At 29.3% G+C, this 18109-nt stretch carries 18 protein-coding genes; 15 read left to right on the forward strand and 3 right to left on the reverse strand.

The window, feature by feature from the left end:
* Positions 1 to 2 precede the first annotated feature (2 nt).
* The 8 genes from prfH (at position 3) to EYW44_RS13555 (ending at position 5746) form a co-directional block, all read left to right on the forward strand.
* A complete protein-coding gene (gene prfH / locus EYW44_RS13525) occupies positions 3 to 695 on the forward strand; it encodes a peptide chain release factor H (RefSeq protein WP_132724197.1) in 693 nt (230 codons plus the stop codon).
* Positions 696 to 1017: 322 nt separating this feature from the next.
* Complete coding sequence (locus EYW44_RS22250) at positions 1018 to 1602, forward strand: hypothetical protein (protein WP_165872226.1); 585 nt, start codon at positions 1018 to 1020, stop codon at positions 1600 to 1602.
* Positions 1603 to 1652: 50 nt separating this feature from the next.
* Positions 1653 to 2216 carry a metallophosphoesterase gene (locus tag EYW44_RS13530; RefSeq protein ID WP_132724198.1) on the forward strand — a complete coding sequence of 188 codons (564 nt, stop codon included), beginning with the start codon at positions 1653 to 1655 and terminating at the stop codon, positions 2214 to 2216.
* A 23-nt stretch (positions 2217 to 2239) separates the two neighbouring features.
* The gene (locus EYW44_RS13535; protein WP_132724199.1) at positions 2240 to 3154 is read left to right on the forward strand and encodes a hypothetical protein; all 915 of its coding nucleotides are present in this window, start codon (positions 2240 to 2242) and stop codon (positions 3152 to 3154) included.
* Between the two features lie 27 nt (positions 3155 to 3181).
* On the forward strand, positions 3182 to 3748 hold the full coding sequence (locus tag EYW44_RS13540; RefSeq protein ID WP_132724200.1) for a 3'-5' exonuclease: 567 nt from the start codon (positions 3182 to 3184) through the stop codon (positions 3746 to 3748).
* A gap of 69 nt (positions 3749 to 3817) precedes the next feature.
* Positions 3818 to 4456, forward strand: coding sequence for a hypothetical protein (locus EYW44_RS13545; protein WP_132724201.1), 639 nt, complete (start codon positions 3818 to 3820; stop codon positions 4454 to 4456).
* Between the two features lie 633 nt (positions 4457 to 5089).
* Complete coding sequence (locus tag EYW44_RS13550) at positions 5090 to 5278, forward strand: hypothetical protein (protein WP_132724202.1); 189 nt, start codon at positions 5090 to 5092, stop codon at positions 5276 to 5278.
* Positions 5279 to 5401: 123 nt separating this feature from the next.
* Positions 5402 to 5746, forward strand: coding sequence for a HopJ type III effector protein (locus EYW44_RS13555; protein ID WP_132724203.1), 345 nt, complete (start codon positions 5402 to 5404; stop codon positions 5744 to 5746).
* Between the two features lie 49 nt (positions 5747 to 5795).
* Here the strand turns inward: EYW44_RS13555 and EYW44_RS13560 are convergent, their stop codons facing one another.
* A complete protein-coding gene (locus tag EYW44_RS13560) occupies positions 5796 to 6650 on the reverse strand; it encodes a GIN domain-containing protein (RefSeq protein WP_132724204.1) in 855 nt (284 codons plus the stop codon).
* Between the two features lie 197 nt (positions 6651 to 6847).
* Here EYW44_RS13560 and serA point away from each other — a divergent pair, with 197 nt between their 5' ends.
* Positions 6848 to 8731 (forward strand): phosphoglycerate dehydrogenase, encoded by a 1884-nt coding sequence (gene serA / locus EYW44_RS13565; protein WP_132724205.1) that lies wholly within the window; start codon positions 6848 to 6850, stop codon positions 8729 to 8731.
* 253 nt (positions 8732 to 8984) lie between these two features.
* Positions 8985 to 10355, forward strand: a complete 1371-nt coding sequence (locus tag EYW44_RS13570; protein WP_132724206.1) for a polysaccharide lyase family 7 protein — start codon at positions 8985 to 8987, stop codon at positions 10353 to 10355.
* Positions 10356 to 10442: 87 nt separating this feature from the next.
* Here the strand turns inward: EYW44_RS13570 and EYW44_RS13575 are convergent, their stop codons facing one another.
* The gene (locus tag EYW44_RS13575; protein WP_132724207.1) at positions 10443 to 11627 is read right to left on the reverse strand and encodes a DUF6973 domain-containing protein; all 1185 of its coding nucleotides are present in this window, start codon (positions 11625 to 11627) and stop codon (positions 10443 to 10445) included.
* Between the two features lie 167 nt (positions 11628 to 11794).
* On the opposite strand from EYW44_RS13575, the gene EYW44_RS13580 reads away from it, so the two are divergent.
* The gene (locus tag EYW44_RS13580) at positions 11795 to 12295 is read left to right on the forward strand and encodes a hypothetical protein (protein ID WP_132724208.1); all 501 of its coding nucleotides are present in this window, start codon (positions 11795 to 11797) and stop codon (positions 12293 to 12295) included.
* A 100-nt stretch (positions 12296 to 12395) separates the two neighbouring features.
* On the opposite strand, the gene EYW44_RS13585 is transcribed toward EYW44_RS13580, so the two are convergent.
* The gene (locus EYW44_RS13585) at positions 12396 to 13745 is read right to left on the reverse strand and encodes a hypothetical protein (protein ID WP_132724209.1); all 1350 of its coding nucleotides are present in this window, start codon (positions 13743 to 13745) and stop codon (positions 12396 to 12398) included.
* A 166-nt stretch (positions 13746 to 13911) separates the two neighbouring features.
* On the opposite strand from EYW44_RS13585, the gene kynU reads away from it, so the two are divergent.
* From kynU to EYW44_RS13605, 4 genes are read left to right on the forward strand one after another with little or no spacing between them, the layout of a single operon-like run.
* Positions 13912 to 15174, forward strand: a complete 1263-nt coding sequence (gene kynU / locus EYW44_RS13590) for a kynureninase (protein WP_132724210.1) — start codon at positions 13912 to 13914, stop codon at positions 15172 to 15174.
* A 1-nt stretch (position 15175) separates the two neighbouring features.
* Positions 15176 to 15763, forward strand: a complete 588-nt coding sequence (locus EYW44_RS13595; protein ID WP_132724211.1) for a hypothetical protein — start codon at positions 15176 to 15178, stop codon at positions 15761 to 15763.
* On the forward strand, positions 15760 to 16458 hold the full coding sequence (locus tag EYW44_RS13600) for an aspartate/glutamate racemase family protein (protein WP_132724212.1): 699 nt from the start codon (positions 15760 to 15762) through the stop codon (positions 16456 to 16458). Before EYW44_RS13595 ends, EYW44_RS13600 begins: the two co-directional genes overlap by 4 nt.
* A 59-nt stretch (positions 16459 to 16517) precedes the next feature.
* Positions 16518 to 17969, forward strand: coding sequence for an FAD-dependent oxidoreductase (locus tag EYW44_RS13605; RefSeq protein WP_132724213.1), 1452 nt, complete (start codon positions 16518 to 16520; stop codon positions 17967 to 17969).
* The last annotated feature ends 140 nt before the right edge of the window (positions 17970 to 18109 follow it).

Below are 18109 nucleotides of genomic sequence, written 5' to 3' on the forward strand. Positions count from 1 at the left end.
ACATGAATACAAAATTAATACAGCTAACAGCGGCTAAAGGACCAGCAGAGTGTGCTTGGGTAGTAGCTAAAGTTTTAAAGATATTCATAAAAGAAGTAATAGATCAAAAAATAGAATATCAAATTTTACACAAAGTAAATGGAATTGAAAATGGTACTGTACAATCAGTAACTATTGAGTTAAAAGGAAAACAACTTTCTCAATTCTTAGAGCAGTGGTTGGGCACTATACAATGGATAGGAACCTCAACTTTTAGAAAGTTTCATAAACGAAAGAATTGGTTTATAGGTTGTTTTGAATTAAGCCAAGTTACTGAGAGCACTATTAATGAAAGAGATATTCAATTTCAAGCAATACGAAGTTCAGGACCAGGAGGTCAACATGTAAATAAAGTAAGTTCTGCAGTTAGAGCAAAGCACTTACCAACAGGAGAGCAAGTATTGGTTTCAGATAGTAGATCTCAACATCAGAATAAAAAAATAGCCGTACAACGATTAAAAGAAAAAGTAGCCGTTTACAATAGGGGAAAATTGCAAAATTCAATTCAAGAAAAATGGGAAAACCATTTGAATTTGAAAAGAGGAAATTCTGTGAGAGTATTTAAAGGAACAGATTTTAAAAAAGAAAAGAAAACAAAATCGTATAAGAATAAGCGTAACGAATTAAAAAATGATCTGAGAGATCAATTACGATGACGATTGCTAGAGAAATTTTCATTAATGGAAGCTACTTTTAGGAATAAGATTCTAGAAAAAAGTAGAAGTGATATTTCACTATAACAATTTGAAAATGGATTAATAGTAACAATTAGGTTGTTTAATATCATTTAATTAAGAGTTTAAGTTAAAAATGTCTCCTCGAGCATAATCGAGAGGTAATATTTTTTTAGTTGCGCAAAAAGAATACGTAGTACTGTAAAATATTTGCAGAGTAGTTATGAAAAATACGCCGTTTAGAAGTGGGAATATTGCTATAAAAAGAGAAGAAATTAAAGAAAAAAGAAAAACAAATTAAGTTATGGGATTAACATTAGCAGACAATTATTATTTAAAGGCTAGGGCAGCAGCAGGTGGTTTTGGTTGTGATTGGGGTGAGGTAACAGAATCTCTAAATTACGCTTTGTCTTATGATGAAAACCACTGTCCGTCTTTATGTTTTTTAGGACAAATTTATGCTGAAAGATTATCTCAGTACAGTGAAGCTTTTGAATGCTTTGATAAAATCATAGCTACAAATACAAATTATTTAGAGGTGTATCCAGTATACATTAGATATTTAATTTGGGCAGACGAAATAGCACGTGCAGAAAAATTAATAGCATTTGCTGAGAAATTAAAAGCAATAGACATTTCTCAACTGTATTGGTTAAAAGCATATATAGAAGATGTAAATGGAAACTATAAAAAGAGTATTAAACTATTAAAGAAAGCTCAGGTTCATATTTACAATGAATATTATTTTGATTTTATGGATGACGAGAAGAAGCGCATCAAAAAGAAAATAGCGTTGACAACTAAAAAATCTAAAAAGAAATCAGAGAAAAAATCAAAAGCCAAGAAGAAGAAAACCAAGAATAAAAAGAAAAACAAAAAGAAGAAATAATAAAATCCTCATCGGTTTTTTAGCTGATGAGGTATTAAAAAAAAGAAATTATGGAAGATATATTTTTCACATCCGATCATCACTTTGGTCATAAAAACATAATAAAATTTTCAAATCGACCTTTTGAAAGTGTAGAAGAAATGGATGAAGAACTAATTAAACGTTGGAACAGTAAAGTAAAACCAAATGATAGAGTGTATCATTTAGGAGATGTGAGTTTAGGTGATTCTGATAGTTTAAAAGATATTTTATCACGATTAAATGGTAAAATCTATCTAATCAAAGGAAATCATGAAGGTGTAGCTACTCAGCATAAAAACAGGTTTGAATGGATAAAAGATTATTTCGAGTTAAGTGTTAGAGATGAAGATGCTCCAAATGGCAAACAGAAAATAATGCTATTTCATTACGCAATGAAAGTGTGGCGTTCTTCTTTTAGAGGAACATGGCATTTGTACGGTCATTCTCATGGAAACTTACCCGACGATATTAATTCTCTGTCGTTTGATGTAGGTGTTGATTGTCATGATTATTATCCAATATCATATCAAGAGGTTAAAAATATCATGAAACAAAAAGAGTGGACACCTCCTTTTGCCAATGAAACAAGATAAAGAAATTAAAAAATAAAAAGAAAATGAGTTTAGAAATACCTGAGGATTATATTGAGTTTTTACATTGGGTAAAAGAAAGAACTGAAAGTTTTTGGAGTAAAAATCCAGAAACATCAGAAGATGACTTTGTGTGTGAAGATTGGATTTACGGAGCTAAGTGGATTGGTTTAACCCAAGAAGAAATTGATGCTATAGAAGAAGAATATCAAATTACTTTTTCGCCAGAACATAGAGCTTTCTTGAATATACTACATACTATAGATAGAAAAGAAGTAATTGAGTATACTGATAGTTTTGAGGATGATGCTGAAGTAAAGTTTAATCATCGTCCTTTCTTTTACAATTGGAAAAAGGATACAGAAGAGATAAAGGAGGCGATGGAGTGGCCATACCGAACAATTTTTGAAGATGTAACCGGATCTAATAAAGTTTGGTTGAAATCATGGGGAAGTGTAAGACCTAAATCTGATGAAGACAAGGAAAAAATATTTTCTGAATGGTTTAAAAAAACACCTAAACTATTACCAATTACCTCGCATAGATCTGTTGTTTGTGATTTAGTGAGTAAACAAGAACCAGTGCTTTCTATTTGGGGATCAGATATTATTGTGTACGGTTGGAATATGAGACATTATCTTTTAAATGAATTGAAAGAGCATTTAGATTTATTTGAACTTGTGTATGATAAAGAAGATGATGAATGGTATCATGAATTTGTAAAAGAGTTAGGAGAGATCAATATTTCAGAGTATGAGCAATCGAAAACAAAAGATATTCCTTTGTGGAAAGAAATGATTTTGTATTGGAGTTCGGGGTGGAGCAGTTTTGGAAAAGAGTATCCGAATCCAAATAACGATGTATTGATACCCATTGTAAAGTCTTTTGTTCCTGAGGATGAAGAAGAAGAAGATACTCAAAAAACATTCAATTCATTTTAATTGAATTGAAGTAAAAATTAAAAAACAATGAAACAAAATAAAATTATAGTTATTGACTTAGAAGCCACATGTTGGCGGGGAAACATTCCTCAAGGTCAAACGAGTGAAATAATAGAAATAGGTATTTGTGTACTAGATACTGCTACAGGAGAAATTTCACAAAACCAAGGAATTTTAGTACAACCAGAACGATCTAAAGTAAGTCCGTTTTGTACCGAGTTAACAACTATTACCCAAGAGATGTTAGATGAAAAAGGAATGTTACTTAGAGATGCATTGATAAAATTAAGAGAAGAATACAATCCTAAAGAATATACTTGGGCTAGTTATGGTTTTTACGATTTAAAAATGATAAAAAGTCAATGTAGAATTAAAGGGCTTGAATATCCAATGTCTCATGATCATATTAATGTGAAAGAGCTTTTTACAGAAGTAAGAGGTGTTTCTAAAAGAGTTGGAATGAAAAAAGCATTGAGTATTTTAAATTTTAATTTAGATGGAACTCACCACAGAGGAGTAGATGATGCTAAAAACATTGCAAAAATTTTAGACTGGTGCTTATCTGAGAGTGATAAAATTTTGATATCAAAATAAATACAATTAAAATGATTTTTTGTGTTTTTGGAAATAAGAACATAAATTTACATTAGACTATAAAAGATTATGGAAACTCAAAAAATGACTATTCACAGAGCTTTAGCTGAATTAAAGTTAATTGATTCAAAAATTGAAAAAGCTATTAATTTGGTGGAACCGACTGGATTAATGAAATTAGGAAAACCAGTAAATGGCTTTTATTCTAAAGAAGACTTTGAAAAAGAAGCTAAAGCTAAATATCAATCTGTACAAGATTTAATAACTAGAAAAAATTCTATTAAATCTGCTATTGTTAAAGCAAATAGCATTACAAAAGTAATTATTAGTGGTAAAACAATGACTATTTCAGATGCAATTAATTTTAAAACGGTAATTGCTGTTAAAAAGAATTTGATTAATACTTTAAACAGAAGACACCAATCTGTTAAGGCTAAATTTAATCAAGAAAACGAAAAGGTCAATAACATTGCTCTAGATAATGCTAAAATTATGCTAGGAAAACAAGGAGATGACAGAGTTAAACCAAATGATGAAGATGTTAAAAATATTATTGAGCCTTATATAAAAAGAAATCAATTTCATATAGTGGATCCTTTAAATATAGAAAAGCTAATTGAGAAGTTACAAAATGAAGTAGATAACTTTGAAGTTGAAGTTGATGCCGTATTATCTGAAATAAATGCTATAACTCAAATCGAAATTTAATATTTAGCTGTGGAAACGAAAAACCTGAATTTAATCCCGAGCTTGACGGTTAGAAAAGCTTTTAATTAAAACTGAAAAGTTTAAAGCTTAAGGTTAAAAGCCCAAAGTTTAAATTTTAAAGGTCTTAAATTTAAAGATTAAAAAGTAAAGTAGAAAGTTCTTTTAAATCCAAGATAAATTTTTAAAAGTATTGATTAATTAACTTATGGTTTTGTACTTGGCTGTTTTCACAGCTTTTTTTATAATTATTTTTTAAATCAAGACATTATTAATAGATAAGGATATTATATAGAAACAATGAAAATTTTTGAAAACAGACTTATGTACTAAAAACATTTTTATAACAATTTATAAAAAAAACATAGGGCTTTGGTATTAACTACAAAGTTCTATGTTTTTTAATAAAGTCCACCAAATATAAAATTTGATGTTTTTAAAAAATAAGATAAAAGTAAAATATTATATTTTGCTATTTATCAAGTACTAAAATAGTGCTTATCCTATGCACTATGTGTTTTTACGAAACACGATACTTAAAGAAAATCTCTATTTTAAGTTTTTGTTAAAGTGATCTAACACGTTGTTTTTTTATTTAATTTTAAAGGAATAATTAACCAATAATTTTTAGAAATCATGTTAAAAAACATTAAAGAATTCGGCAAGGCATTAAGTAAATCACAACAACAAGAAATTAACGGAGGAGATGACAGGTTTATACCAATAACTGTTTGTGGTGGTGATGGGTCTTTTATTTATGAAGATGGTGTAAAAGTATGTTGTTATGTACCAGATCGTTTTTTTGGAGGAACTTATATTTGCTAATATAAGTTACAAGGCTTAAGAAAATCTCTCTTATTTTTCAGTCAAAATTTAGACTAAAAGTTAAGGGAGATTTTTGTTTACATACTATTTTTTTAAGTAGTTTTGATACTCAAAAAAATAAGAATGACACTAAACGAATTTAAAAATAAGCTTGCAAACAATGCAAAAGATATCAATTTCACAGAAACTATTTCAGTAATAGAATCAATGTATGAGTTTACACCAGCTACTTTTACCAATGGAGAATTAAAAAATGAAGCTTCTCAAAATCAAGGATCTTGTAAAGTGTTTTCATTTGCTGTAAAGCAAAATTTAACTAAAGAAGATACTTTAGCTTGTTTCGGGCAATATTATTTTAATGATGTGTTAGAGCATCCAAATGCTACAGATCACCAAAACATTAGAAACTTTATGAAAACAGGTTTTGAAGGTTTACATTTCGAATCTGAAGCACTTACAGAAAAATAAAAAAGAGATTTTAGTAGTTGTTAAACATTATTAGCAGCTACTAATTTCTTTATTCTTCAACTTCTCTTTTTAATAGTTTAGCATTATTGGTAAATCTATTCACAGTTATTTTAGGAATGCCATACAATTCAAGAATACTTTCCTCAGAGGCATCAATGGTAATATCATTTTTACAATTTAAAATACATTGAGAATTACCAGAAGCTTTTACAAAGGTTTTAGAAGCTTCCAAATCAATACCTTTAAAACCAGTGTTTTTTTCAGCAGTAACACTTAAAGCTTTTGTAATACCATTAATCTTTAAAGAAGCTTTATTTATTAAACTAACAGCAATACTGTCAGATTTTATAGAAACATTGGTACTAGTGGCATTTGATAAATTAAAACCAGCATAGGCACTTTCAATTTTTAGTTTTGCTTTGGCATTTAATTGTATAGCTCTTATTGTATTGTTTGTTAAGGTAAACTTATTAGATTTTACATGTAAATTTACTTTAGCATAATCATTCATAAACAAGTTTAATTCATCAATGTTTATGGCATTTATAGTTTCTAATTTAGCATTATCGCTTAGTACTATTTCTTTCAAATTATCAGTGAAAAATAAGGTGATTTTTAATCCTTTTTTTGGTCTTATTTTTTTAGAAGTTTTTAAAACTAAAATGCTATCACTAACACTAGTGTTTAAATGTTCGTGAATATTTTCATCTGTTTCTATTTCTATAGCAGATTCACTCGATTTGATTAGCGTAATTTCAAAATTATTGCCTACTTCAACTTTAGAAAAATAAGTTAAAGGAGTTTTTTTGATAGATAAAACACCATTACCTTTTATTTTTTCTTGGCAGTATATATAAACAGAAAGTAAAAGAGAGAAAAAGAAAAAAGTAATTTTTGTATTCATATTTGTAGGTAAGTTTTAATCTAATTCAAAGATACTGGTAAACTCAGTAGTATTCAAAAAGAAATATTTTTTTTCAGGATTATTAAAAAATAGTATGAAAAAATTCATAATTCATAATTCATCATTTAAAATTATATCATTAGTTTTATATGTAGAAAATAGATTGTAATTTTCAACCAACAACACAATTCTAAGTCATGAATAAATACTATATTTTCGATTTTGACAGTACGCTCACCAAAGTTGAAGCGTTGGATGTTTTAGCCGAAATCACATTGGCAAGCCATCCTAAAAAAGAAGAAATAATTGAAGAAATTATTAAAATTACTAATTTGGGAATTGATGGGGACATTTCCTTTACACAATCCTTAGAGAGGAGAATTAAACTATTAAATGCCAATCGATCCGACTTAGAGCTATTAATAAAAGAATTAAGAAAGCGTGTTTCTTCATCTATTGAAAGAAATAAAGAATTTTTTGAGTCCTATTCAGATCAAATTTATGTAATATCAGCAGGTTTCAAAGAATTTATAGATCCAATAGTTGCTGAATATAATATTCCATCAGAAAGAGTATTTGCAAACACATTTGAATTTAGCGAAGCTGGTGAAATTATTGGTTTTGATAGAGATAATGAACTTTCTGTACACAACGGAAAAATAGCTTGTATACAAAATTTACAGCTAGATGGAGAAATACAAGTTATAGGTGACGGTTATAGCGATTATGTTACCAGAGAAGCTGGAGTTGCGCATAAATTCTTTGCCTATACAGAAAATGTTGAAAGACAAAAAACGATCGCAAATGCCGATCATATCACACCAAATTTAGACGAATTTTTATTTATAAACGATTTGCCAAGAAATATATCATATCCAAAAAATCGCATTAAAATGTTGTTATTAGAAAACATTCATGCAGATGCGTACGAAAAATTTACCAATGACGGATTTACAGTTGAAACTGTATCAAGAAGTTTATCAGAAGAAGAGTTAATTGAAAAATTACAAGATGTACATGTTATTGGAATTCGTTCAAAAACACAAATAACAAAAAAAGTAATAGAAAATGCACCTCGTTTATTGGCAGTTGGGGCTTTTTGTATTGGTACCAAACAAATAGATTTAGATGCTTGTAAAGAAAACGGTATTGTAGTATTTAACGCTCCATATAGCAATACTCGTTCGGTAGTTGAATTGGCTATTGGAGAAATTATTATGTTAATGCGTAGTGTTTTTCAAAGAAGTACAGAAATTCACAACGGTCAATGGAATAAAACAGCTCAAGGGTCTAAAGAAGTTAGAGGTAAAAAATTAGGTATTGTTGGTTATGGAAACATAGGGAAGCAATTATCTGTTTTAGCTGAAGCTTTAGGAATGGATGTTTATTATTATGATGTTGAAGACAAATTAGCATTAGGTAATGCAACAAAAATGAATTCTTTAGCAGATTTATTAGCAATTTCTGATGTTGTTACTTTACATGTTGATGATAACTCATTAAATAAAAATTACATTGGAGAAAAGGAAATTTCTCAAATGAAAGACGGGGCACATTTAGTTAATTTATCTAGAGGTTTTGTAGTTGATATTCCTGCATTAACGGCTGCATTAAAATCTGGTAAATTAGCAGGAGCTGCTGTTGATGTATATCCTGAAGAACCAAGAAAGAATGGTGATTTTCTTACTGATTTAAAAGGATTACCAAACGTAATTCTTACACCGCACGTAGGAGGTAGCACTGAAGAGGCGCAACGAGATATCGCTGACTTTGTTCCAGGCAAAATTATGGCGTACATAAATGCAGGTAATACTGTAGATGCTGTAAATTTCCCTAACATTAGATTACCAAAGCAGCAAAATGCACATCGTTTTTTACACATACATAAAAACGTATCTGGAGTAATGGCAAATATCAACAAGGTAGTTGCAGAATACGGATTAAACATTGTTGGTCAATATTTATCTACAGATTCTAAAGTTGGTTATGTAATTACTGATGTTGATAAAGATTACAACCAAGATGTTATATCTAAGCTAAAAGATGTAGAAGGAACCATCCGTTTTAGAGTATTATATTAGACTATAAATAGTCTGTTAGAATAGTAAGACATTTTACAAAAAGGTGTCTGTTTAAAAATCACTATAAAAATTATAAACTGTATAATTTTTATAGTGTTTTTTTGTTAAGTGGTTGTTTTTTAGTGGTTAAAATTAAAAAGTTTAAAAAAAAATTATTGTTTATATAATATTAATCTGTAAATTTGGTTGCTATAATTGGTTTACCAGTTTGGTGATCCAATTTAAAGTTAACTAAATATATAATCCAACAATTATGAAAATTAAATTTTTAAAAACTAAAAAGGTTACAGGTTTATTGTGTAATACTTTTTTTGTCTCAGCATTTTTTCTGACCTCTTTTGCATGTCAGGAAAATGGAGAAGAAACTCTTGAAGCTGCTTTAGCAGAAAATCAATTAATAAAAACTTCAAAAACATTAACTAGTAACGATGTAATTGTTTCTTCTAACGGAGATGATGGAAATGTAGCTGAAAATACCATTGACGGTAAGTTAGATACAAGGTGGTCATCTAATGGATTAGGTAAATACATTACCTATGATTTAAAAGAAACTAAAAAAATAGATGAAATTAGAATCGCTTGGTATAAAGGTGATCAAAGGAAAGCTTATTTCCAAGTAGCTGTAGGAGATTCTAAATATACTTTAAAAACTATTTTGAATAAGAAGCAAGAAGGTTCTTCTGGAACAACGGAAGGTTTTGAATCATATGAATTACCTGATACAGATGCTCGTTATTTAAGAATTAGAGGTTTTGGTAATTCAGAAAGTGAATGGAATAGTATATCAGAAGTACAAATAGTTACTTTAGGTAGTGGAGGTTCTGATGGATCAGATGATGGAAATAACGGAGACAATGGAGATAATGGTGATACTGATGGAGGAACAGATTCGCCAGCAAACCTTTTAGGAGGATTAAAAAACTGGAAGTTAAATGCGTATTCAGGTACTCTTAGCATAGGTGATACATTTAACGGATTAACTTATGTAGATAATACTCCAAATTTAGAAAGTCATAGCAATACAAACTGGTTTTATACAGATGGTACATGGACTTATTTTAAAGCACATGTAGGGAATCCTACTTCAAGTGGTTCTGGTAATCCTAGATCAGAATTAAGAGAGTTAACAAAAGACGGAAGCGATAATATTTATTGGGATGGAACGACTAGTACAGAACATAGAATGATATGGAAAGTAAAAGTTGATCGTTTACCACAATCAGGTAAAGTTTGTTTCGGACAAATACATGATAAAACAGATGAGTTTGATGATGTAATCAGAGTTCAATGTCAAGGTAGCGGCGGACAAACCAGTGGGAAAATTTCAATGAGAATTAACGGTTATGTTACAGAAGTACTTGAAGGAGGCGGAAAAACTGTAGGTGAGTTTAATTTAGGAGAAGAGTTGTATTTAGAGCTAACTTATAAAAGCAGTATTGTAAAATTGTATGAGTTAGATAGTAATGGAAATAGAGTAAGAACAATATATACTTCTAAAAAGGCAGCTGCAAAAGAAAATTATTTTAAAGCAGGAGCTTATTTACAATCTGTAAAAGGAAAAAAAGCAAAAGATATTAATGACTTTGGTTTAGTAGGAATAAAAGAATTAAAAGTATTCCACTAATGGTAGATGTGATAGGATGATTAGTGAAAACCTTGTTTCTTTCGAAACAAGGTTTTTTTATGATTTTAAATTTAAAGTTCTAGTAGATTATTCTTTTAAATATACTGGAGCATTATCTCCACATGAATCATAAGATTCATAATAAGTTTCCCAACAATCTTCGCTAGTAGGGTCTTGAGGATTATCAGTATCAATAAAATTTGAGGCATCTTGATCAACATCATCACAGATGTATCTATATTTTCTAGATGAAATAGATATACAATAAAACTTTTTATCTCTAATTTTTTGTGCTCTTTCGGTAATAGTACTTCCATTAATTAAAACAGCTTTCTCAATAATTTCCTTGGTTTTATTCGTTAAAAGTTCAACACTAGGTGTTTTTAAACCTGTAGTCATTCCTAAAAATGTTTCGTACGGCGTATTAGCATTATATAATTCTCTTCCCATATAATTGTTATGATAATCCATTTCTTTACCATCATCGTCATTTTCTCCACAAATTTCATTAGCGTCTCCTACAGCTTTGGCAAAACGAAGTTTAGGAGCTTTAGATGATACAGTGTAGTAATACTTACATAACAAAGCGCTCCAAATAATATGACGAAAAGCATCTCGCTTTGTATCTGTTCCGCTAAGATTAGGATATTGTGCTGCAGAAATACTTTGTGCTTTAGTAGAAGCTTGATAATATGCAGTGGCAGATAAAGCACTGGAACCTATAAAACCACCATGATCATTAAAAGCGATATCAGCAACACAAGCAACTCTATCTAAATAAGAATTCTCAGAGTTTTTTTGTTTACCTAAAGAAGCATTTTCTTCAAGCTTGTTTAGTGTAATAATGTCTAAGTTTTTGTGGTAATACTCTTCAATTAAAGGCATTTTTTCTTGAATTTCATCATCAGTTAAAGTCGGGAAATCTTGTTTCAAAAGGAGAATTTTTTCTTCTAATTCTTCTTTTGTTGTAATAAAAGGAAAGTTTTTAATTTCATTTTGAACGATTTCAGATATTTGTTTCAAACTATGCTTTTCAAAACTTAATAGGCTTTCATCTGAATTATTACTCTTTTTAAATACACCATTTTCCATATTATGAAGCTGTTCAAAAGGAACATCAAAACGATGAGAAACTGGTAAACCTTTGTAGTTTTTTAAATTAGATACTTTTTCTTTTTCAGAGCTTAATAAGCTGTCTTCTACTTTTTCTTTTTCGCAACTAAAAAAAATGAATAACGATAAAATGATGAGTGAAAAATTAATTTTTTTCATAGGAATATATTTGGATATTAATTACAATTTTTGAGAATTTAAAGATATTAAAAAATTAAAAGGATGTCTACAATTTTGTAACCTTAATTAAGCTATTTTTTTGTGAAAAAATGTAACAGTTTTATAAAATTACATACCTATAAGTTGTTATTTAATATTTGAATGTTATGATTATAGAAGTGCCTGCAGTTACAGTAACAAATGAAGTACAATTAAAAAAAGGAGAATTTAAAAATATCAAATGGAAAAGAAGAATTTTTTCATCTACTTATGAGTTATTTACCAATAATAGTAAAATAGGGGAGTTAAATACCAGTAACTTTAGAAGTATTTCCGTAGGACAAATAAACAATTATAGTTTTAAGTTTCAGAAAAAGAGTTTTTGGAGGTCTGAAATAGAGATTGTTGATTTATTACACCATACAAGTTTAGGCTCTATAAAATTTAAGCTTTTAGGGTATCAAGCAGAGATCAATCTTCAAGGAGAAAAATATGTATGGAAGTTTGAAAACTTTTGGAGAAGTAAATGGGCTGTGTATGAGAATGACTTTTCGATCATTAATTACTACAAAAAGTCATTTAAAGGAGAAATAAAGTCTAAAAAAGAGAATGAGTTATTATTACTTTGTGGTCTTTTTGTTTATAATAATCTTCTGAAATATCAGTAAACAATAAATTAGTGTTTGTATTAAAGTATTTGTTAAAAAGAACCCCTTGTTTCAAAAGAAACAAAGGGCGTTTTATAGTAGAAATGTAGTTTGGATATTATTATTTTGAAGTTTGTAAATTTCCTTGAATAGACCATGCAAAATCTAACATCAATCTATTTTCTAATTCAGGATCTTTATAACTAGTATATTTATCTCCTTGGTAACTAGGTCCGTTAAAACTTGATCCTTTTTTAGTATCAATAGCAGCAACCATATGACACGACATACAATTAGAATCTACTCCTAAGTTGGTGTTAATTTTACTACCATTATTCATCACATAGCTATCTGAACCAAATTTTCCAAAATGAGCTTCTAAATAAGGATTAAATGCAATTAACGGATTACCTTCATTTTTACCATTAATATATGGCTGACTTGGAGTAATCATAGAATAAGCTACAGCCATAGCATAATGAGGAGCAGCACCTTCAAGAGCAATTCCATTTTTAGAAGAAGCAATTGCATTTGAACTAGGATTTCTTGGGTTTAATGGAGTTGGAGACCACCAATATGTTTGCCATGTCCAACGTTTAATTTCTTTTGTTGTAACATGCATAGCTACTAATAAAGCAATGTCACCTTCTTTAGCTTTTACATCAGCATTATTTATTTGTTGGTTGTATGAAGCTGCTTGTTTTTTTGAAATTTTAAAATGAATAAAATCATCTAAATAAAAAGTATTATTGTTGTTAATATCATCGCAAGCATAGTCTAAGCGTCCGCTAGGATTGTTTTTCTTTTCGTTTATATTTACATGAATACAAGATTTCCATTTGCTTTGTGGATAACCATCGTCGTAAGATTTTGGTCCATTCCAAGCAGACATTGTGTACATACCGTCGTATACTTTATCTTCTGTAATTATTTTATATACAGGCTTAATATTAATAGCATCAGAAGGAAAGTCTGGAATTTTACTATAAGGTCCTGTTTGCATTTTTTGTAAGCTAGATAAATAAAATATTTTATTATCAATAGCAAACTTTTCTGAAGCTTTGTTGTAACCAACAGTAACCACAATACTTAAATCATCAGTTACAAAATCTGGATTATGATGTGTAAATTGATGAGGTTTTTCAAACAACGTTTCTGTGTTTTCGTTACCAGATGGATTATTTAATTTATTGACAATTTGTGTTGGACTAGCCCAAGTTTGATATCTTAATTTACCACCTTTCAAACTATCCGTTAAATGTTTCCATATATTCCAACTATGCTTGTACATAGCTTTAAAGTTACCTTCAGAAACCCATTTGTTTATTCTGATAGAATCTGTAGGATATTCGTAAGTTTCTACTTTACTATAGCCTTCATTGTTGGTAGCTGTCTTGTTATCTTTATTATTGTTACAAGCACTTAAAAATAATATTGATAATAAAACACTAAATAATTTTACAGTATTCATAATTGAATGTTTAGTTAGTTTTAGTAATCTAAAATTATATAAATGGGTGTTGCAGTGATTAACAATAACCATAAACGCATAAAAAAAGAGTATTAAAGCACTTATTTTTGTAACAAAAGAAATCTGTTAGTTTTGTTTTTTATCTTTGAATAAAATCAACTATTTGATGAATTATCAAAACTCATTAGCATACGCGCAACAACTAGATAAAGACGATCCATTAGCTTATTTAAGAAATCAATTTCATATTCCTAAAGATAAAGAGGGAAATGATTGGTTATATTTTACAGGAAATTCATTAGGATTACAACCAAAACAAACTCAAAAATACATTCAGCAAGAGTTAGATGATTGGGCAAATTTTGGAGTAGAAGGACATTTTGAAGGAGAAACGCCTTGGTTACCTTATCATGAGTTTTTAACTAATAATATGGCTAAAATTGTTGGAGCAAAACCGCTAGAAGTAGTGGTGATGAATACACTAACCACCAATTTACATTTATTGATGGTGTCATTTTATCAGCCAACAAAACAGAAATATAAAATAGTTATTGAAAGTGATGCTTTTCCTTCTGATAGATATGCAGTACAATCACAATTACAATTTCACGGTTTTAATACTGAAGATGGTTTAATAGAATGGAAACCTAGAGATGGTGAAGAATTACTACGTATAGAAGATTTAGAAGCTATTGTTGAAGAACAAGGAGATGAAATTGCTTTGTTATTAATTGGTGGAGTCAATTATTATACTGGTCAATACTTAGATATAAAACGTATTGCTGAAATTGGACATGCTAAAAATTGTATGGTGGGTATTGATTTAGCTCATGGAGCAGGAAATGTGCAGCCTAATTTACATGATAGCGGAGTAGATTTTGCAGCTTGGTGTACTTACAAGTATTTAAACTCTGGCCCAGGAAGTTTGTCTGGTTTATTTGTGCACGAAAAACATGCTCATAATAAAGATTTACCAAGGTTTGCAGGATGGTGGAATCATAATAAAGAAACACGTTTTAACATGCGTCAACCATTTGATGTAATGGCAGGTGCTGAAGGTTGGCAATTATCAAATCCACCTATTTTATCCATGGCAGCAATTCGTTCTTCTTTAGATTTATTTGAAAAGGTTGGAATGGATGCTTTGAGAGAAAAATCAGAGAAACTAACTGGTTATTTTGAATATTTAATCAAACAAATAGATACTAATAGAATTAAAATTATTACACCTTCAAATCCAAAAGAAAGAGGATGTCAATTATCTATTCAAGTCCAAAATGCAGATAAGAGTTTGCATCAAAAGCTAACAGATCATCATATTATTACCGATTGGAGAGAGCCTGATGTAATAAGATGTGCACCTGTACCAATGTATAACTCTTTTGAAGATGTGTTTAGGATGGTTACTACATTGAAAGAGCTATTGTAAAATGAAAATATTAAAATTGTTATTCTTATTATTAATCATAATAAGTTGTTCAAGTTCCAGAGATATAAAATTATCGGAATGTTTAGAAAAGAAAGAAGCGGAACTATTATATGAAGGAAAAAACGTTTTTGAAGAAACATTAATAGAATTTTATGCAAAAGAAAGTTTAGAGGATTGTTATATGTCTTATTTTAAAGATTTAACATTAGCCACTGACAATCTTTTTTTATTAGAGTCTAAATCGAAAGGAATAGATTTTATTAAAAAGTTAAAATCTTTAAATAAAATTAAAACTTTTTGGAAAAAAACAGAAGTCTACGAAGATGAAGAACAATATTTTCCCAAGAAAGGTAAATATTTATCATGCTTAATTAAATTAGCTAAGACAGAACGGTTTAAAGAGTTTCTAACAATGTTAAATAAAGATGTTTCGGTTTATGTTCCTACGTTGGCAGGCAGTTTGTATGGTGAAAGAGGAAGAGAGACTTTAAGAAAAGAAAATGAAGTTTTAAGAATTTATATAGCTTTTCATTTCTATTATGCATCAATTTTAAATAATGAATTAAAAGAAGTTAAAAAAACAATATGAAAAATTTTGGATTAGTTGGTGGAATAGGACCAGAATCAACGGTAGAATATTATCTACAAATAATAAAGAAGGTTAAAGAAATAAAAGGAACAAATCCTGATTTTTTAATCAAAAGTATTGACACAAATGTTGTATTAGCCTATGCAGCAGAAAAAAGGTATAAAGATTTAGTAGCTTTTTTAAAAGAGAAAATTAACGTATTAGAAAAAGCTAATGCTGATTTTGCAGCTATGGCATCTAATACACCGCATGTAGTTTATGAAGAGTTAAGTAAAGAGATTACTATCCCTTTAATAAGTATTGTTGAGGAGACGTGTAAAACAACCAAAGAAAATAATTTAAAGAAGGTTGCTTTATTTGGTACAATGTCTACAATGGTTAGTGGATTTTATCAGAAAAAGGCTAAAGAATATGGAATAGAAGTAATAGCACCTACTCAAAGTCAAATGGAATATATTCATGAAAAGTACATGAAAGAACTTCTATATAGAGATATAAAACAAACAACTAAAGAAGCTTTAATAAATATAGTAAATGACTTGTATGACAAACATGCTATAGAAGGTTTAATTTTAGGAGGAACTGAAATACCTCTAATTTTAAATCAAGATGATTTTAAAACTATTAAAGTAATGGATACTACAGAAATACATGTAGACGCAATAGTAAAAATGATGTTGAGTACTGAAGGGTAAAAGAAATTAGAAAATATAAATAAGAAAACTCTTTCATAAGGAAAGATTTATAAGTGTTTATGGGTATAAAAAAACATACAAATAAGGAAATTCTTCATAAAGGAGATGATTTAGGAGGAGTTTTAATTATTGGCGCAGGTTTATGCGGAAGTTTATTAGCACTTCGATTAGCTCAAAGAGGTTATAAAGTAGCTTTATATGAGAGCAGACCTGATTTACGAAAAGTAGATATTTCAGCAGGACGATCTATTAACTTAGCGCTTTCTGATCGTGGGTTTAAAGCTTTAGAATTAGCAGGAGTGGCTGAGAAAGCTAAAGATATTTGTATTCCAATGTATGGTCGTTTAATGCACGATACAAAAGGAAACACGTTTTCATCTAATTATTCAGGTAGAGAAGGAGAGTATATCAATTCAATTTCTCGTCAAGATTTAAATTCTTTACTATTAGATGAGGCAGAAAAACACGAGAACGTAACACTACATTTTAATTGTAAATGTATTTCAGTAGATATAGAAAATACCGTAGCTCATTTTAAAAGTTATGAGACAAAAGAAGAGTTTTCGGTAGATGCAGATGTAATTTTTGGAGCAGATGGAGCGGGGTCTATATTACGTAAAAGTTATTATTTAGAAAGAAAATTTTTATTCAGTTATAGTCAGGAGTATTTAACACATGGCTATAAAGAATTAGAAATTCCAGCAGATAAAAATGGAAATCATTTAATTAGCAAAGATCATTTGCATATATGGCCACGAGGTGAGTATATGTTGATTGCATTGCCTAATTTAGATGGAAGTTTTACGGTTACGTTGTTTTTAAGTTACGAAGAAGGAGAGTATAACTTTAAGAATTTAACTACAGAAGAAGCCGTAACCAAATTTTTTGAAGAACAATTCCCAGATGCTTTAGCTTTAATTCCAAGCATAAAAGATGAGTTTTTTAATAATCCAACCGGAGCTTTAGGAACTGTAAAATGTTCTCCATGGATGTATGAAAACAAAACACTATTAATTGGTGATGCAGCGCATGCAATTGTTCCTTTTTACGGACAAGGAATGAATGCTTCGTTTGAAGATGTATTGGTTTTTGATTCGATTTTAGAAAAACCCCAAGGAGATTGGGAAGCTGTTTTTAAAACATATCAGAAAGTACGGAAAAAAGATACCGATGCAATTGCGGACTTAGCAGTTGATAATTATTATGAAATGCGAGATCATGTAGCAAATCCATTATTCAAACAGAAGCGAAAAATAGAAATGGATTTAGAAAAAACATTTCCAACTGAATATTATTCAAAATATGCGATGGTAACTTTTAATCCGTCTGTAGGATATGCAGAAGCATTGAAAAGAGGACGAGCTCAAGATAAAGCACTATTGAATTTGATTGCAGATAAAGAGGTAATTACATCTGATAATATGACTAATGCTGAACTAGAAATCATCTTACAAAAAGTAAAAGAAGAAACTTCTGAAATTTTAGAGGAAGATAAAATAGCTGGATTATAAGCGAATATACTGTTTGGTTTAACCTGGATATTAATTCCATAGAAAAAGAAAAAACAAAGAAAATTTAGAAATACTAAAGTCAATACCAAACAATATGAATTATTCTGATTTGGTAAGAAAAGAGGCATTGTGATTGTATA

It is taken from the genome of Tenacibaculum sp. M341, assembly GCF_004337695.1.
In the GTDB taxonomy this organism is placed as follows: Bacteria; Bacteroidota; Bacteroidia; order Flavobacteriales; family Flavobacteriaceae; genus Polaribacter.